The sequence below is a fragment of the Candidatus Sulfotelmatobacter sp. genome (genome assembly GCA_036500765.1).
In the GTDB taxonomy this organism is placed as follows: domain Bacteria; phylum Acidobacteriota; class Terriglobia; order Terriglobales; family Acidobacteriaceae; genus Sulfotelmatobacter.
On sequence record DASYBM010000004.1, the window covers coordinates 892620 to 909577 of the forward strand.

The window sequence follows — 16958 nt, forward strand, 5'->3', positions numbered from 1 at the left end:
GGGCCGCTTCTAGAATCGGGTTAGAATCACAGCGCCAATGTCCGACGACATACTGAGCTTGTCTCCACCTCCGGCCGACGCGCGCCTGGCCTATGGTCCAGACGCGAACCAATTCCTCGACTTGCGTCTACCATCGGTCAGCCCAAAAAAGACGTCGCCATTCCCGCTGGTGATTAACATCCATGGGGGCTTCTGGCGCGCGAAATACAATCTCGATCATGCCGGGCACTTATGCGCCGCGCTCACCGAGAAGGGATTGGCGACAGCGAACGTGGAATATCGGCGGGTGGGCAACGCGGGCGGAGCGTGGCCCGGCACATTCGCCGACATCCGCGCGGCCTATCAATTCCTGTTGCAAAATGCGCAGCGCCAGAATCTGGATGCGAAAACGGTCATCATTATGGGACACTCCGCCGGGGCCCAGCTTGCGCTTTGCCTGGCTGCGCATGAACCGAGCGTGACGCGGGTCGTCTCGCTGGCCGGGGTGGTTGACCTGCGACGCGCTAACCAACTCGACCTGAGCAATGATGCCGTGGTCGAGTTTCTGCGCGGGACTCCTGGCGAAGTGCCTGACCATTATCGCGAAGCGGACCCGATGGAGTTATCGATTCCGCAGGCGCGGCAGTGGCTGATTCACGGCTCCGCCGATGAAGAAGTTCCCCCCGATTTCAGCCGCCGTTACGTCGCCATTAAACAGGAGCGCTCCGGCAAAGAAAAAGAAGACACGCGCCTGCTGGAGATTTCCGGAGCAGGACATTATGACCTTATCGATCCGCGAAGCCTCGCCTGGAAGCAAGTTGAGGACGCTGTGCTGCATCTGGCTGCGACATAATTCTGCCGTTATCGAGATTCTGGTCATTCCGAGCAAAGCGAGGAACCTGCTTTTCGGCGGCTGATACCTGAACACTCCGCGATAAACTCGATCCCGAATCCCTTATAATCTTCCGTCATACCAGGTCAACTCCAAGAGGAAGCCTTTGCCCTTCGACGACCTTCGACAGTGGATCGCGGCGCTGGATCGCGCCGGCCAACTCAAGCGCATCCAGGCCGAAGTTGACCCCATTCTCGAGATTGCCGAAATCACCGATCGGGTCTCCAAAAGCCGCGATGCAAAGGGCGTTTCCGGCGGTCCCGCTCTTCTGTTCCAGAATGTTAAAGGCCACTCCGGCTCCCAGGTGCTGATCAATCAATTTGGCTCTGACGCGCGCATGAAGCTGGCGCTGGGAGTGAATTCGTTCGATGAAGTCGCGGGGCGCATCCGGATGTTTATGGATGTGAAATCCCCGCAGGGATTTCTCGACAAGCTGAAAATGCTTCCGCTGCTGACCGAAGCCGGGAAGTTTTTTCCGCGCACCGTGCCGACCGGACCATGCAAGGAAGTGATCAAACGCGACAATTTTTCTTTGCTCGATTTCCCCATCTTGCAGTGCTGGCCGAAGGATGCGGGGCGATTTATCACTCTGCCGTGCGTCACCACGCGCGACCCGAGGTCGGGCAAGCGCAACGTCGGCATGTATCGCATGCAGGTCTACGACGAGCGCACCACGGGGATGCACTGGCAGCGCCAGAAAGTTGGGGCTGAGCATGCCCGCGAGCGCATGCGCGCAGCCGTCGACGGAAAGTCAATGGCGGTCGACATCATGGCGCGCACCTCCGGTGGCAGTGTTCTTGTGGAAGGCGAGCGCCCCTCTGGAAAAATGGAAGTTGCCGTCGCCATTGGTACCGATCCCGCGATGACTTTTTCTGCGATCGTTCCAGCGCCGCCGGAGATTGAGGAATATCTGATCGCCGGCTTTCTGCGCGGAGCGCCGGTCGATCTGGTGAAGTGCGAGACCGTCGACCTCGAAGTGCCGGCGTCGAGCGAGATTGTTCTCGAGGGCCACGTTTATCTCGACGAACTGCGCACGGAAGGCCCGTTCGGCGACCACACCGGCTTCTACTCGCTCGAAGATCTTTATCCGGTTTTTCACGTGAGTTGCGTGACGCATCGCAAGGATCCGATTTACGCAACCACGATCGTCGGCAAGCCTCCACAGGAGGATGCCTATATGGGCAAGGCGGTCGAGCGAGTTTTTTTGCCGCTAATGAAGCTGACGATTCCAGAGTTGGTCGACGTCAATCTGCCAGTCGAAGGCATATTTCACAACCTGATGATCGTCTCCATCAAAAAGTCTTATCCCGGGCAGGCGCGCAAAGTGATGAACGCTATCTGGTCGCTGGGCCAGGCGATGTTTACCAAGTGCATCATCGTGGTCGACGAAGATGTCGATGTGCAGGATATTGCGGATGTCACACTGAAAGTGCTAAATCACATCGACCCGGAGCGCGATATTCAATTCACTCTCGGCCCGATCGATTCTCTCGACCACGCCTCTCGCTTGCCGAACTTCGGCTCGAAGATGGGCGTCGACGCAACCCGCAAGTGGGCCAGCGAAGGCTTTACCCGGCCCTGGCCCGACGAGATTGTCATGGATGCAAAAACGAAGGCTGTGGTCGACAGCAAATGGAAAGCACTGGCCAAAGAATTAGGGATTGAATGACTCGTGGAGGAGCGGGCACCTCGCCCGTCCCCCGAGCGAAGCGAACTCAAGCCTGTTTCCCCTGCTCATCTTTCTTGGTTTCGTATCCCCGGCACTGTAGCACCGGCAATCGCGGATATTTAGGAAAGCTCGCGTCTGTCGCAGAGCGCTCACATAGATAGAACGTCGATCCCCGATCGGACTCGATCAAGCGCATGAAGCGACAGTCCGAACAAAGGCCGACGCGCGCGCGCGCGATTTCTGGTTTCTGCTCGCTCACGTTGACAGAATAACGCCAATACTTGCGCTTTGAGCAGACTCGATCTGGCAGCGGCGGCGGTCGCTTCGCGATCCGACGCCTGGGATCGGGGCAAGGGTTAGCCTGCGGGGCGTTCCGGTATACTATTTTGGTATGCCGGTTCTGAAGAACATCGCGGCGATTGCCAAGGGCATGAGCATCACCTTCATGGAGATGTTCCAGCCGACGACGGTGGAGAATTATCCCGATGGGAAGGGACCGCTGCGCGGAGCGCGCATCGAGGCGCGTTTTCGCGGCGCCCACGTTCTACAGCGCGATGAAAATGGACTGGAAAAATGCGTCGCCTGCTTCCTGTGTGCCGCCGCCTGTCCGTCGAATTGCATTTACATCGAGGCCGCCGAGAACACGGCGGAGAATCGCGTGAGCGGCGCCGAACGCTACGCCAAGGTCTACAACATCGATTACAACCGCTGCATTTTTTGCGGCTATTGCGTGGAAGCGTGCCCGACTGACGCGATAACCCACGGGCATGGATTCGAGCTGGCTACTTTCAACGCCAGTAACCTGGTCTATCGTAAGGAGCAAATGCTGGCCCCCCGGCCAGCGCACATGGGAGCCAACATCGTATTCAATCAGGCCGACGTGGACGGCGGGGCTCCGAAAGAGATGGTGCACGGGAGCTAAACTTCGAAGCGACCTTCGAATTCAATCCACGCCGGTCTATAAGACCGGCGTTCGTGTATGAGCGCGGTCGTTCGTCGTTGGTCGTCGTTGGTTCGATCATATCGACGAACCAGCGGGACGAGCGGCCAATGACTAACGAGCAACGACTAACGACGATTCTGAAATGACCGACTTTCTACAAATCGTGAAGGACCGCGTGGTCGTCTACGACGGCGCGATGGGGACCAACATCCAGAAGCGCAACCCTACCCTGGACGATTATTGGGGCAAGGAAAATTGCAGCGAAGTGCTGGTGCTGAGCCGTCCCGACATTATTCGCGACATTCACGCCGATTTTTTCCTCGTCGGGTGCGACATCGTCGAGACCAATACCTTCGGCGGAAGCGGAATCGTCTTGGGGGAGTTCGAACTGCGCGACCGGGTGCACGAGATCAATGTGAAAGCTGCGCAACTCGCCAAAGAAGTAGCGCAGCAATTCTCGACGAAAGACCGTCCGCGATTCGTTGCCGGATCGATGGGGCCGACGACGAAACTGCCGTCGCTGGGACACATCGGCTTCGACGCCATGGTGGCGTCGTACGAAGAACAAGCTGCTGCTTTGATCGAAGGCGGGGTCGACCTGCTGTTGATAGAGACGGCGCAGGATTTGCTGCAAGCGAAAATCGCCACGATCGGCGTGTTGGAGGCGATGCGGAAATCGGGCAAGCGTCTGCCCGTACAGGTGCAGGTCACGCTGCAGGAATCCGGCACGATGCTGCTGGGCACCGAAATCGGCGCTGCCCTTACCGCCTTAGAACCGTTCGACGTGGACGCGATCGGCCTGAACTGTGCGACCGGACCAAAGGAGATGAATGATGCGGTCCGCTATCTGGCGCTGAATTCGACGAAAGAAGTATCGGTTCTGCCGAATGCCGGGCTCCCGCAAAACGTCGGCGGACACGCCGTCTACAAACTTTCGCCCGGGGATCTTGCGGAGTATCACAAGCATTTCGTGAAAGATTACGGCGTGCGCATTGTCGGCGGATGCTGCGGCACGACGCCCGAGCATCTGAAAGCCGTGGTGGACGCGGTTTCTGGCGTGGAGCCTGCGAAGCGCGAAGTCAGGCGCGCCGGCGCAGCATCCAGCGCCTACACGACCGTTCCTCTCGACCTCGAACCCAAACCCCTCGTCGTCGCCGAGGAGATGAATACCACCACTCGCGTCGAACACTTTCGCAAACTGGTACAAGGCAAAAAATATGACGACATTCTAGGGTTGGCTAAGAAATTGGTGAACGAAGGCTCGCACATGCTCGATCTGTGCTGCGCGATCGTGGGCGAGGACGAGAAGGGCTACATCACTTCGATTCTGGAAAAGATTGCCACGCGTGTGCCGGCGCCGATTCTGGTCGACTCGACGGAAGCGGACGTGGTCGAAGAAGCGCTGAAGCGCATCCCGGGACGCGCCATTATCAACTCGATCAATCTGGAAGATGGCGAGAAGCGTACGTCGAAAGTCTTGCCGATGGCCAAGCGCTACGGCGCGGCGGTGATTGCACTGACCATCGACGAAGACGGCATGGCACTGACTGCCGACAAGAAAGTCGCCATCGCGCATCGCATCTATGATCTCGCGACTAAAAAGTATGGTCTCGACGGCACCGATCTGATTTTCGACGCGCTGACGCTGCCCATTTCAACGGGCCAGGAAGAATATCGCACAGCGGGCATGGAGACGATCAAGGCTGTCGAGCGCATCAAGAAAGAATTGCCGCTGGTGAAGACAATTCTCGGCGTCAGCAATATTTCGTTCGGGCTCGACGCGTATCCGCGGCGGGTGCTGAATTCCGTGTTTATGCACGAGGCGGTCGATCACGGGCTTGACATGGCCATCGTGAACTACACGAAAATTTATCCGCTGTACAAGATTCCGCAGGAAGAAGTGGAACTGGCGCGCAAGCTCATCCACCGCGACGCCGACTCCGACGGCGATCCGCTGCAGAAGTACATGGCCCACTTCGCGGGCATGAAGGGCAAATCGGTCGCGCCGACCACCGCCCATGTAGACACGCTGTCGGTCGAGGACAAGCTGAAGTTTGCGATCATCAATGGCGAGAAATCGATTGGCGAGGGCGCACATAAGAAATCTCTCGACCAGTTATTGGAAGATGCGCTTGCGACTTATTCGCCGCTCGAATTGATCAACACTGTTCTGCTCGATGGCATGAAGACAGTCGGTGACCTGTTTGGCGCGAGGAAGATGCAATTGCCGTCCGTGCTCGATTCGGCGGGCGTCATGAAGGCCGCCGTGGCCTATCTCGAACCGAAGATGGAGAAGAAAGCGGGATCGCAGAAGGGCACGATCGTGCTGGCCACCGTGAAGGGCGACGTGCATGACATCGGAAAGAATCTCGTCGACATTATTTTGTCGAACAACGGATTCAAGGTGGTCAACCTTGGCATCAAGCAGCCTGGGGACACGATCATCCGCGCGGCGCAGGAACATCGGGCCGATGCGATCGGACTGAGCGGGCTGCTAGTAAAGTCGACGCTGGAAATGAAATACGTGATCCAGGATCTGGAGCGGCAGAAGCTGGAGTTCCCCGTGATCTGCGGCGGCGCGGCCCTCACGCGCAAGTATGTCGAAGACGATTTGCGCCGCGAATACGCGAACGCTGTCTTTTACGCCGATGACGCGTTCGCCGGCCTGCACATCATGGAAGACCTCGCCACGGAAAATGGCGCGAAACAGAGTCGGCTCACGGAAGGCCGCACCGTAAAGGAATACGCCAAGGCCGCGGCGGTCGATGAAGAAACCGGCCCCGTGTTTGCCGAGCGAAGCGCGGTGGTCGGCGACGCTCCGAATATTCCAGCGCCCCCGTTCTGGGGCGTGCGAGTGCGCAAGGACTACGACTTGCGCGAGATATTTCGTTACATCAACGAAACGGCGCTCTTCAAGAATCAATGGCAGTTGAAAACCGCTTCGCAATCGGATTACGTGCGCCTAGTGGATGAGAAATTTCGGCCAATTCTGTGCAAGTTGGAAGACGAGGTCGCGGAGTCGGGTTTGTTCGAACCCAAAGTAGTGTATGGATACTTCCCGGCTCAAGGGGATGGAAACGATGTGGTGGTGTATCAAGCGCCGAATAGCTCGATAGGAACAGCAGGTTCCCTTCGACAAGCTCAGGGCAGGCTCTCGACTCCGCAGGATGATTCGAAAGCGGATGATCCCGCTCCGCTCGGGATGACAAGTTCAGGAGAAGGACAACGGGAACTTCTGCGTTTCACCTTTCCGCGGCAGCGAGAGGGGCGGCGGTTGTGTTTGTCGGATTTCTTCGCACCAAAGGCATCGGGAAAGATGGATGTCATCGGGCTCTCTCTGGTCACGATCGGACATAAGGCTTCCATCGAGACGCAGCGATTATTCGAGGGCGGAGAGTATACGAAATATCTCTACCTGCATGGGCTGAGCGTCGAGACCGCCGAGGCGCTGGCGGAGTTTCATCACAAAAAGATGCGCGAGGAATTGGGAATCGCCGGCGAAGACTCGGCCGAGATTCGCGATTTGTTTCATCAGAAATATCGCGGCTCGCGCTATTCGTTTGGTTATCCGGCGTGCCCGAATCTGGAAGATCAGACCAAGCTGTTTGCTTTGTTGAAGCCGGAAGAAAACGTTGGCGTGCGGCTCACCTCTGGGTTTTTGCTCGAGCCGGAGCAATCAACGTCGGCGATTGTGGTGCATCATCCGGCGGCGAAATATTTTGTAGTTTAGGCAAAAAGCTCAACCACAAAGGGCACAGCGGAACACGGAGGAAACTCCCGAGTTAGAAAGTCGCCGCGAGCCGGACGAAATAGCTTCGTGGCGGGCCGATAGCATTGCCCGAGAAGAGTCCCCCGAAGTCGATAACGTTCAGGCGGTTGTTGAGATTTTCGCCGTCGGCTTGCAGGCGAAGAGTGAGCTTGTCCGACTTGTAAAGATCGGCTCCGGTCGACATGTCGAACGAGAACGTGGGCTTGATGCGGCCGCTGTTGATGTTGATCCGGTCGACCACGGCCTGACCGTATTCCGCTAATGCCTGCGCGTAAGTGCCGCCGAAATCAAAGGGCAGACCGCTACCATATTCGGCGCCGCTGGCCACCCATACGCGCTGGGTGAGCTGATAGCGGACCCGGATTCGGGCCGTGTTGCGCTGATCCTGCGAATCGGGAAAATGCCCGGTCAGCTGGGTCGTAGCATTGGTCGCATCGTCCCCGAGGAACAGGCCGCCAGTAACCGGGAACCAGGCATTTCCCACAATGTAGGAATAGCTGAGAAAACCGGAAAAGCGCCCCCAATGGGGCACTTCGATCTTGCCTTCGGCGCCGTAGAGAATCGCCTTGCGAAAAGCGATAGGAAAGCTGATGGCGGTGCTGAGAATCTGATCGTCATCGGCATAATTGTTGACGTAGCGACGAAAATAATTCCCGTCGAAACGCATTTGTCTCAAGAAGCTCTTGCTCCCACCCAATTCGAAATAGTTGCCGTGCGATGGTTCGACCGGCAAACGCAACACGCTGGGATTCAGAGACGTCACCTGAGCGGAACTCGACAGCAGGATATTCTCAAACGAGGGCGTTTGAAAGACTCTGTCATAGGAAGCGTGAACGATCAAGCCTGCGTCGGGAAAGTAGCGCGAGACGGCAAACCGCGGGCTGACGGCATTTTGGTTGACCAGCAGTTGGTAGCGATCCCACCGAAGTCCGGCGTCCACGGTCCAGTTTTTGAAATGAATGAGATCTTGAACGTAAGCGGACTGCTCAAGATTGGGACGGCTGCCGGCGAATGCGAAAGTCGTAGGCGTGCCGTCGTGGAAGGGATAAAAGGGATCGTTGGGATTCGCGGTAATCATGTAGCTGAAATTTTCATGAAGAAATACGTTGTCCGACTCGATCCCCGCTTTCCATTCCTGATGGCCATGATGCACGGACATGTCGGCATTGACATATCCCTCCCTGAATTCGTTGTGCTGTACTGCGATGAGGGGCCAGGAAGAAGCGTTGGAATTAAGGTCGTTAGAGTTGTCGCGAACCATGCCACGGATGTCGGCCAGAGTATTGGGCGAAAAGATATGTTGATAGGAGGCCATGCCGATGGTCTCGAAATTGTCGCCGGTCTGGAGTTGAGAGGGGGTTCCCGCCGGTGGCGCGGGCGTCCGAAGCTGTGGGTCTTGCTGAATTTCCTCGTTGGGAATTTCATAGCGCGAAAGTTCGTGGCGAAGGCTAAGGGTCAGGCGGTCTTTGGGTGTGAAATCGCGCTCGAAACTCAGGGAAAAATCTCCGCTGGTGCCGCGATTGGTGAAATTCTCGGGAACGACAGGGTTGAGATAGTGGGCAGTCGTGCTGCCTGAAGCGCTGGCCCCGAACGTGTTTTTATTCCAGGTGTCTTGCACCCGGAGGAAGGCTCCAGCCGTGTCAAGGCTGCCTCCGGAAAGCACAGCTTGGCCGTGAAAACCTGGCTGCGCGTCACGCAGAGTGTTGACTTCTACCACCCCTCCCATCTTGCGCCCATATTCAGCAGGAATACCGGCCGTGTAAATAGTGAGCGAGTCGACATCGTCGGCCTCGATTTCCGGGCCGAAGCTGGGTGAGCGATTGTCGGTGAGCGGGATTCCATCGACGACGAATTGAGTTTGATATTCCGAGCCGCGGGGGTGCAGCACGGCATTGCCTTCATAAAGCCACCCCGGCTGCGAGTTGACCAAGTCCTGGAGCGATCGGCCCGGCAGCGACGTCGTGCGCGTCTCAATCGCCTGGCCCCCGATTTCATTGGCCGCGCCCGCGCGGTCGGAATCGATAAGAGCGGCGGCATCCTGCACAGTGACGGAGGTTGAGAGCGGCGCGACGTTGAGCTTGACGGAATATTCGATAGGAATCGCAGAGCGAACTTCTACCGAGGTGACAACGTCCGCGAACCCCGGCTGCTGGATCCGCACTCGATACAAGCCAAAGGGCAAACGCTTCGCAATCAGCGTACCCGCGTCGTCGGTTACCAGCATACTTCGATATTCGTTAGCTTCACTAACTAGTTGGACCGCCGTCTTGACCCCGAGCCCCTGAGGATCGAGGACCTTCAGACGCAGCTCTCCGGTGTTGCTCTGCGCGGACAGGGGCAGGGCAAGTAGCAGGAATCCGAGGTGGAGCAACCGGTGCACAAGTTTGGTCGGGGGAATTCTTATGATACCAGCCGAGCAGATGGCGAGTGGGGTTACCGAGGGCATCCTCGGAGACTGTCGTTTGCTCTCAAATGTTTTACAAAATGCAGACAGTTTTGTGACAAAAGCAGGCAGGAGATGAAGCATCGTCTAATCAGATCCTGACGTGGGTTGTCGAATCTGGCCGCGGCCAACGCGCGTTGTGTAAACCACCTTGCGTAAACAAGGATCGCAGACTTCAGGCCCTCCGTCATCGGGAGGGAATGGGGAAAAACTGGCGCTCGCACCGCAGGGGGTGCGGGCGCCGTTTTATTTCGCTCTTCTCGGCCATCTCAGCTCGGAGGTGCTTGTTTCAATACTGGATGCTAGAGCTCTTTACCTTCTCCGTGCACTTTCAACTGTTACAATTTTGTTGATCGGTTGGCCGGTTGATCCTGGCGATTGCCGGCTGAGCCCACAATGCGCCATGAAATGTCCTTTTTGCGGATTTGCCAATGACAAAGTCGTCGACTCGCGCGAAAGCAAGGAAGCGGAATCCATCCGCCGCCGTCGCGAGTGCCTGAAGTGCGGCAAGCGCTTCACGACCTACGAGCGTATCGACGAAATTCCCTACATGGTCGTGAAAAAGGACGGCCGGCGGGAGAAATTTGACCGTCAGAAAGTTCTCAACGGCCTGCTGCGGGCCTGCGAAAAGCGTCCGGTTCCCATCAGCAAACTCGAACAAATTGTGAACGAATCGGAATCCTTCGTCATGGAATCCGCTGAGCGCGAGCGCAAGACCAGCGAACTGGGCGAACTCATCATGAACCGCTTGCGCCGCTACGACAAAGTCGCGTATGTGCGCTTCGCGTCCGTGTACCTCGATTTCAAAGACGTTAAAGAATTCATGAATGAGTTGAAGGATCTGGTGAAAGTCAAAGGAGCGTAATCAGTGGTCAATGGCTAGTGATCTGCGCGGAGTTGCTAACCACTATCCACCGATCGGTTACCACCATTCTCTAAGGACCAATGAAGAAATGTCTCATAAAGTAACCCTAATCCCCGGCGACGGCATCGGCCCGGAAGTCACGCAGGCTACCGTGCGCATTCTGGAAGCGACCGGGGTGAAGTTCGATTGGGAAACCTTCGCCGTAGGCGCAGAAGCTTTCGAAAAATCTGGCGAATACATTCCGAAGGATCTGATTGAGTCCATCGAGCGCACCCGCGTCGGGTTGAAGGGTCCGGTGACGACGCCTGTCGGTGGCGGCTTTCCCAGCATCAACGTAGCGCTGCGAAAGAAGTTCGAGCTATACGCCAATTTCCGGCCGATCCGCAACCTGCCGCACATTCCCACGCGTTATCCCGACGTCGATCTGATCATCGTGCGCGAAAACACCGAAAGTCTTTATTCCGGGCTGGAGCACGAGGTGGTGCCCGGGGTGGTTGAAAGCCTGAAGATCATCACCGAGAAGGCCTCGACGCGCATCGCCAAGTTCGCCTTCGAGTATGCGCGGAAAAATCAGCGCAAGAAGATTCACGCCATCCACAAAGCGAATATCATGAAGTTGTCGGACGGCCTGTTCCTCCGCTGCTGTCGCATCGTCGCCAAAGATTTTCCCGAGCTTACCTATGCCGAGCACATTGTGGACAACACCTGCATGCAACTGGTGATGAACCCTTACCAGTATGACATGCTGGTCATGGAAAATCTTTACGGCGACATCATCTCCGACTTATGCGCCGCATTTGTAGGCGGATTGGGATTTGTGCCCAGCGCGAACCTCGGGGATGAGTGCGCGATCTTTGAAGCGGTGCACGGATCGGCTCCGGACATCGCGGGTAGAAATCTGGCCAATCCCACGGCGCTGCTGCGTTCGGCGCTGTTGATGCTGCGTCATCTCGGCGAACACGCGGCATCGACGCAAATTCGCAACGCGCTGGAGCGCGTCTATCGGCACACGGAAAAGCTGACCCAGGACATCGGCGGCAAGTCGGGCACATCGCAGTTCGCCGATGCGGTGATTGCAGAGATGCAAACCCCCAGTTCGTAATTGCGGAGCCCCAGACGCATTCGTCCGCGGGCCGTCGCAAAAACCCTGGATTTTACGTTGCTTTGGCCAGACTCCCCCGGACGAATGCGTCCGGGCCACGTGTTCACCGGCGCTTCAGCGCCTCCAGTTCTTCCAGCGTCCGCGGCCAGTCCGATCCCAACAATCGGGACAGACTCCGATCCGCAAGAACCTTCCCCCCGGTCTGGCAGCGCGCGCAATAGTTGGTTTCTTTATCGGCATAACGGATTCGCAGAATCTTGTCGCCGCACCTTGGGCACGGCAGACCATAACGTCCGTGCACCGCCATGTCTTTGCGAAAGGCTGTCACCTTTTCTGGAAACGCCGCCTCCGCCTCGGAGCGGAGGCGAGTGATCCAAAGCTGAAGCGTTTCCCGCGTCGCTGCGAACAACCTCTGCCACTCATAGGCGCGAAGCTTGTTGGTGACCGTAATCGGCGATAGCTGCGCCGCGTGCAGGATCTCGTCGGAATAAGCATTGCCGATGCCGCTCAACAGTCGCGGATCGGTGAGTGCTCGCTTCAATGTGTGATTCTCCGCAGTCAGCACTGCCCGAAAAGTATCTAAATCGGAAGCAAAAACATCGATCCCTCCAGCGTCGAATGTTCGCAGGCCCTCTCCTCCGCTTACGACGTGAAGCGATGCGCGTTTCTTGCTGCCGGCTTCGGTCAGAACCAGACTTCCCTCAGGGAAATCGAACGCCGCGAGATTCTGCCGTCCATTCAGCTTCGCCTCAGCAGGCCGCCAATGGAGCCGGCCCGCAATCATCAGGTGCAGCACCAGCCAGAGATCGTCGCCCATGCCAATCGCAATGCGCTTGCCAACGCGGCGCAGTTCTTTCACCGTGCGCCCCTCTGCGCTCGCCAGCGGCGGCTGCGCTGTGCGGAGAAGAAATGGGCTGGACACGCGGATTCGCTTTAGCGGCTGGCCGACGATGCGCGGTTCGAGCGCGGTGATATACGCGGCAATATCCGGCAACTCGGGCATAAATTATAGATACAGCTTGCACGGTGACGCAGGCAATTTGCAATCGGTGCTCGCGCGCCGAGGGAAAAAATCGATTTGTATACATTCCGCATTTGACTCGCGCGCTCGGTTCGGAGTACAGTGGCGCGTTCTGGGGATACTGGGGAAATGACGCGCACAACACGGCGTGTAGGGATAGTCCTCTTTCAGCTGGGTGGACCCGACACTCTGGAAGCGATCGAACCGTTTTTGTATAACCTCTTCTGCGACCCCGATATTATTGACTTTCCTTTTGCCCGCATCGGCCGCAAACCTCTCGCTAAACTGATTTCGACGACGCGGGCACGCAAGGTACAGCATCATTACGCCGCCATTGGCGGAGGCTCTCCCATACGACGGAACACGGAACGGCAGGCCCGGGCACTTGAAATCGAACTGCGCGGCCGGGGCGTCGACGCGCACTGCTTTGTGGCGATGCGGTACTGGCACCCGTTCACCCGTGAGGCGATCCAGCAACTGCGAGCCGCTGATTGCGATGAAGTCGTGCTGCTGCCCTTGTACCCGCAGCATTCCTCGACTACGACGGGCTCGAGTTTGAATGAATGGCGACGGCTCTTCACGGATGACCTGCCGATCCATTGCGTTGACACTTTCTATCGTAATACGATGTATCTGGATGCCGTTATCGAGAAGGTAAACGAAGCGCTGGCGCGCTTCCCCAATCCGGAGCGGCCGGAAATTGTGTTCAGCGCACACAGCATTCCAATGTCGATAGTTGAAAAAGGCGACCCATACAAGCGGCAGATCGAGGAAACAGTGCAGCTTCTGGCTGAGCGCGGCGGCTGGAGCAATCCCTACCGACTCTGTTACCAGAGTAAAGTGGGAGCCAGTCGCTGGCTTCAGCCTTCACTGCGCCATACTCTTCGGCAGTTGGCGGCGGAGCGGGTGCGCGAGATATGTGTGGTCCCAGTGGCTTTTGTCTCCGATCATGTCGAAACGCTGGGAGAGATCGATCACGAGGCCCGCGAAGAAGCGAAAGAACTCGGATTTGTACAGTTTGAAATGAGCGCCGGACTGAACGATTCACCAAAATTCGTACAAGCCCTGGGGCGGATCGTGCTCGAATGCCTGGGCCAGTCGGTTCATCCTCTGGTTTCTCTGAACATGATCCCAATGAACGTAACAGGTGGAAAATTTGCCGCGCCGGAATACGTGGCTGCGTCCGGTTTGGATTAGATATGCAGATCGTCAAGCATCCGGATCGAAGTATCACGATCGCGTAACAGGAGGAGAGTTCATGGCGGAGCCGGAGACCCCGCAGGTCAATCCGAATCCCGAGGCCGCGAAGCCCGAAGCAACGAAACCCGCAGCGCCGAAATCCGCAACCGCGCCGTCCGCGACGACGCCGCCGCAGGACGCCACAAAGTATGTTGGCACGCCGGCGGTAGGAACCTCGAAAGCGGCAGCGGCAGCGGGCGTGGCTGGAACGGCTCCATCGACCGACATCGACCGTCACCGCCGTCGTTTCGTCTGGACCATGGTTACCGGGTTCCTGATGGCATGGTTCCTGGCGTTTTTCCGGTTCTTCCTGCCGCGCACTCTCTTCGAACCGAACTCGGTTTTCAAGATCGGCTACCCGTCGGAATTCGCGCTCGGTGTCGATACTAAGTTTCAGCAGAAATACCGCATTTGGGTAGATCGCACGCCCGATCGGCTGTTCGTGATTTATGCGCGCTGCACGCATCTGGGCTGCACGCCCGATTGGAAGCCCAGCGAAAATAAATTCAAGTGTCCCTGCCACGGCAGCGGTTACGACAGCGAAGGGATCAACTTTGAAGGCCCTGCGCCGCGGCCCATGGACCGAGCGAAGGTCGAACTTGCGCCCGATGGACAGATCATAGTCGACACTTCGCGGCTCTATCAGTGGCCAAAGGGACAGCCCACGCACTTCAACGATCCCGGAGCGTTCTTGACGGGAGTGTAGAAGTCGTTTTGAAAGTTGAGAAAAAAGAAGGAAAGCAAAAGCAGGTTCCTCGAGTCGTCGCTCCGGCTCGCTCGGAATGACATGAGGATCGGAATGACAAAGGACAAATGGAATTATGGCCGAAGAGAATAATCCGACTGGCGGAAACGGCAAGGGTGGTAACGCCAAGAACGGTGCCAAGGCAGGGTTGCTCGAGAAAGTAACCACCGGGGTTAAAGAGGATATCCAAGCCCTCAAGACCGACATGCCTGCCAAGGCCAAGGAACAGATTGAGGGGTTGAAAGATCCGACCAAGACTCAGGTCTACACCTCGATCTTCCGCCACAAGCACGACGACACGCCGCGCAATCGGGCGCTGGGCGTGCTTTCCAACGTGTTCCTCCATTTGCATCCGGCGAAGATCAATCGCGATGCCGTGCGCTACAGCTACACCTGGGGCATGGGTGGGATCACCTTCTACCTCTTCATCATTCTCACCTACACCGGCGTGCTGCTCATGTTTTATTACCACCCCAGCAAGGTGCAGGCATTCCGCGACGTGCTTTATCTCGAACACGACGTTCCCTTCGGGAAGATATTGCGCAACATGCATCGCTGGGCGGCTCACCTGATGGTGATCGGCGTATGGCTGCACATGTTCCGCGTATTTCTGACCGGATCGTATAAAAAACCCCGAGAGTTCAACTGGAATATCGGCGTGCTGCTGCTGGTGTTCACTCTGCTGCTTTCGTTCACGGGATATTTGCTGCCGGACGATCAACTCGGGTTCTGGGCGGTCACGGTCGGCACGAACATGGCGCGGGCCACGCCGCTGTTGGGGCATGAGGGACCGTTTGGGTCGATGCTCGGCATGACTCCATACAATGACGTTCGCTTTGGATTGCTCGGCGGATCGATCGTCGATGCGAATGCGTTGTTGCGGTCTTATATCTGGCACTGCATTGGGATTCCGATTGTGGCGTCGGTGCTGATGATTGTGCACTTCTGGCGCGTAAGAAAAGACGGCGGAATTTCAGGCCCGGCGCCTGTGATGCTGGAGGCCGAGGCGGACAAGCCGCGCAGGGGCCCGAAGGCGGCGGGAGAGTGATGAGATCTTGCTCAATAGGATCTCATTCCGAACAGGGGTGATGAAGTCTTGCCAATGTGATGTCATTCCGAACAGGCCGGAACGGCCTGTGAGGAACCTGCTGTTTTGCTTGTGGTGACAAAAAGCAGGTTCCTCACCGCCGCTTCGCCACAGTTCGGAATGACAAGTTAAGAATCGAATGACAAGTAAGAATCAATGGTCGTTACGGTACTGATTCGAGAATAATTTATGGACTGGCGACAACTTTGGGAGATCTGTTCGGCGCCGGACAACGTGCCGATCGTGGGCTTGATTCCGCTGCTGGCCTTTTACATTTACCTGGCGGTGAAACAGGCGAAGGCCAACGATCAGTTGATCGCTCAGCTCGAGGCCGATCCTGCCCTCGCCAAGACGCACCACCGCAAGACCTGGCCCTTCAAACCCGGCTGGGCCAAGGAAGTGCACGTCTGGCCATTCTTGCTGCGCATCGAATTCCTCGCAGCGATTATCATCACGATCATTCTCATGGTCTGGTCAATTACGCTGAATGCCCCGCTCGAAGAACCAGCCAATCCCAACCTGACGATGAATCCTGCGAAGGCTCCGTGGTATTTCCTCGGCCTTCAGGAGATGCTTGTTTATTTCGATCCTTGGATCGCCGGCGTGGTCATGCCCACCATGATCATCGTTGGCCTTATGGTGATCCCTTATATCGATACGAATCCGCTGGGCAGCGGATATTACACGTGGAAGCAGCGCAAGTTTTCGATTTCGACTTTTATGTTTGGGTTTGTGATTCTGTGGGTCGCGATGATCATTATTGGGACGTTCATCCGCGGCCCTGGCTGGCAGTGGTTCTGGCCGGGGCAGACTTGGGATCACAACCGGCTGATTTACGAGGTGAACCGCGATCTGCCCGATCTGTTTGCGATCACCTCGAACCTGGGCAAAGCGATTTTCGGCGCGATTGTCGTCGGAGGATTTTATCTGATCGGCGGCGGCGCGGTGTATTCGCTGTTTAGGCGCAAAATGCCGAAAGATTTCCAGCGCATGAGCCTGTTGCAATTTTCGCTGATGACGTTCTTGTGGCTGACCATGGTCGCGCTTCCTTTGAAGATGGCGCTGCGCCTGTTGTGGCACATCAAGTATGTGTGGATTACGCCCTGGTTCAACGTGTGAAACCGTCGTCGGTCGTTAGTCGTTGGCCGAGCACGACCGCTTACAGCGTATATCGATCACAAACGACCAACGACCAACGACTAAC

Annotated in this window: 12 protein-coding genes; 10 read left to right on the forward strand and 2 right to left on the reverse strand. The window is 57.0% G+C overall.

What is annotated here, in order from left to right; genetic code table 11:
• Nucleotides 1–37 precede the first annotated feature (37 nt).
• The 4 genes from VGM18_06825 (at nt 38) to metH (ending at nt 7213) form a co-directional block, all read left to right on the forward strand.
• The gene (locus VGM18_06825; protein ID HEY3972698.1) at nt 38–832 is read left to right on the forward strand and encodes an alpha/beta hydrolase fold domain-containing protein; all 795 of its coding nucleotides are present in this window, start codon (nt 38–40) and stop codon (nt 830–832) included.
• A gap of 145 nt (nt 833–977) precedes the next feature.
• The gene (locus tag VGM18_06830) at nt 978–2540 is read left to right on the forward strand and encodes a UbiD family decarboxylase (GenBank protein HEY3972699.1); all 1563 of its coding nucleotides are present in this window, start codon (nt 978–980) and stop codon (nt 2538–2540) included.
• Nucleotides 2541–2931: 391 nt separating this feature from the next.
• A complete protein-coding gene (gene nuoI / locus VGM18_06835) occupies nt 2932–3462 on the forward strand; it encodes an NADH-quinone oxidoreductase subunit NuoI (GenBank protein HEY3972700.1) in 531 nt (176 codons plus the stop codon).
• Nucleotides 3463–3625: 163 nt separating this feature from the next.
• On the forward strand, nt 3626–7213 hold the full coding sequence (gene metH / locus VGM18_06840) for a methionine synthase (GenBank protein HEY3972701.1): 3588 nt from the start codon (nt 3626–3628) through the stop codon (nt 7211–7213).
• A 52-nt stretch (nt 7214–7265) separates the two neighbouring features.
• On the opposite strand, the gene VGM18_06845 is transcribed toward metH, so the two are convergent.
• A complete protein-coding gene (locus tag VGM18_06845; protein ID HEY3972702.1) occupies nt 7266–9476 on the reverse strand; it encodes a TonB-dependent receptor in 2211 nt (736 codons plus the stop codon).
• 622 nt (nt 9477–10098) lie between these two features.
• Between VGM18_06845 and nrdR the strand changes: the two genes are divergently transcribed.
• Together nrdR and VGM18_06855 are read left to right on the forward strand one after the other, a co-directional pair.
• Nucleotides 10099–10560 carry a transcriptional regulator NrdR gene (nrdR, locus tag VGM18_06850; GenBank protein HEY3972703.1) on the forward strand — a complete coding sequence of 154 codons (462 nt, stop codon included), beginning with the start codon at nt 10099–10101 and terminating at the stop codon, nt 10558–10560.
• Nucleotides 10561–10648: 88 nt separating this feature from the next.
• Nucleotides 10649–11662, forward strand: coding sequence for an isocitrate dehydrogenase (NAD(+)) (locus tag VGM18_06855; GenBank protein ID HEY3972704.1), 1014 nt, complete (start codon nt 10649–10651; stop codon nt 11660–11662).
• Nucleotides 11663–11765: 103 nt separating this feature from the next.
• Here VGM18_06855 and VGM18_06860 read toward each other — a convergent pair whose 3' ends face one another.
• Nucleotides 11766–12665: a DNA-formamidopyrimidine glycosylase family protein gene (locus tag VGM18_06860; GenBank protein HEY3972705.1), complete on the reverse strand. Its 900-nt coding sequence runs from the start codon at nt 12663–12665 to the stop codon at nt 11766–11768.
• Nucleotides 12666–12812: 147 nt separating this feature from the next.
• Here VGM18_06860 and hemH point away from each other — a divergent pair, with 147 nt between their 5' ends.
• From hemH to VGM18_06880, 4 genes are all read left to right on the forward strand, one after another.
• Entirely contained in the window at nt 12813–13880 is a 1068-nt protein-coding gene (hemH, locus tag VGM18_06865; protein ID HEY3972706.1) for a ferrochelatase, read from the forward strand.
• A gap of 61 nt (nt 13881–13941) precedes the next feature.
• Nucleotides 13942–14628, forward strand: a complete 687-nt coding sequence (locus VGM18_06870) for a Rieske 2Fe-2S domain-containing protein (protein ID HEY3972707.1) — start codon at nt 13942–13944, stop codon at nt 14626–14628.
• A gap of 115 nt (nt 14629–14743) precedes the next feature.
• Nucleotides 14744–15715: a cytochrome b N-terminal domain-containing protein gene (locus VGM18_06875; GenBank protein ID HEY3972708.1), complete on the forward strand. Its 972-nt coding sequence runs from the start codon at nt 14744–14746 to the stop codon at nt 15713–15715.
• Nucleotides 15716–15943: 228 nt separating this feature from the next.
• A complete protein-coding gene (locus VGM18_06880; GenBank protein HEY3972709.1) occupies nt 15944–16873 on the forward strand; it encodes a hypothetical protein in 930 nt (309 codons plus the stop codon).
• Nucleotides 16874–16958: the final 85 nt, after the last annotated feature.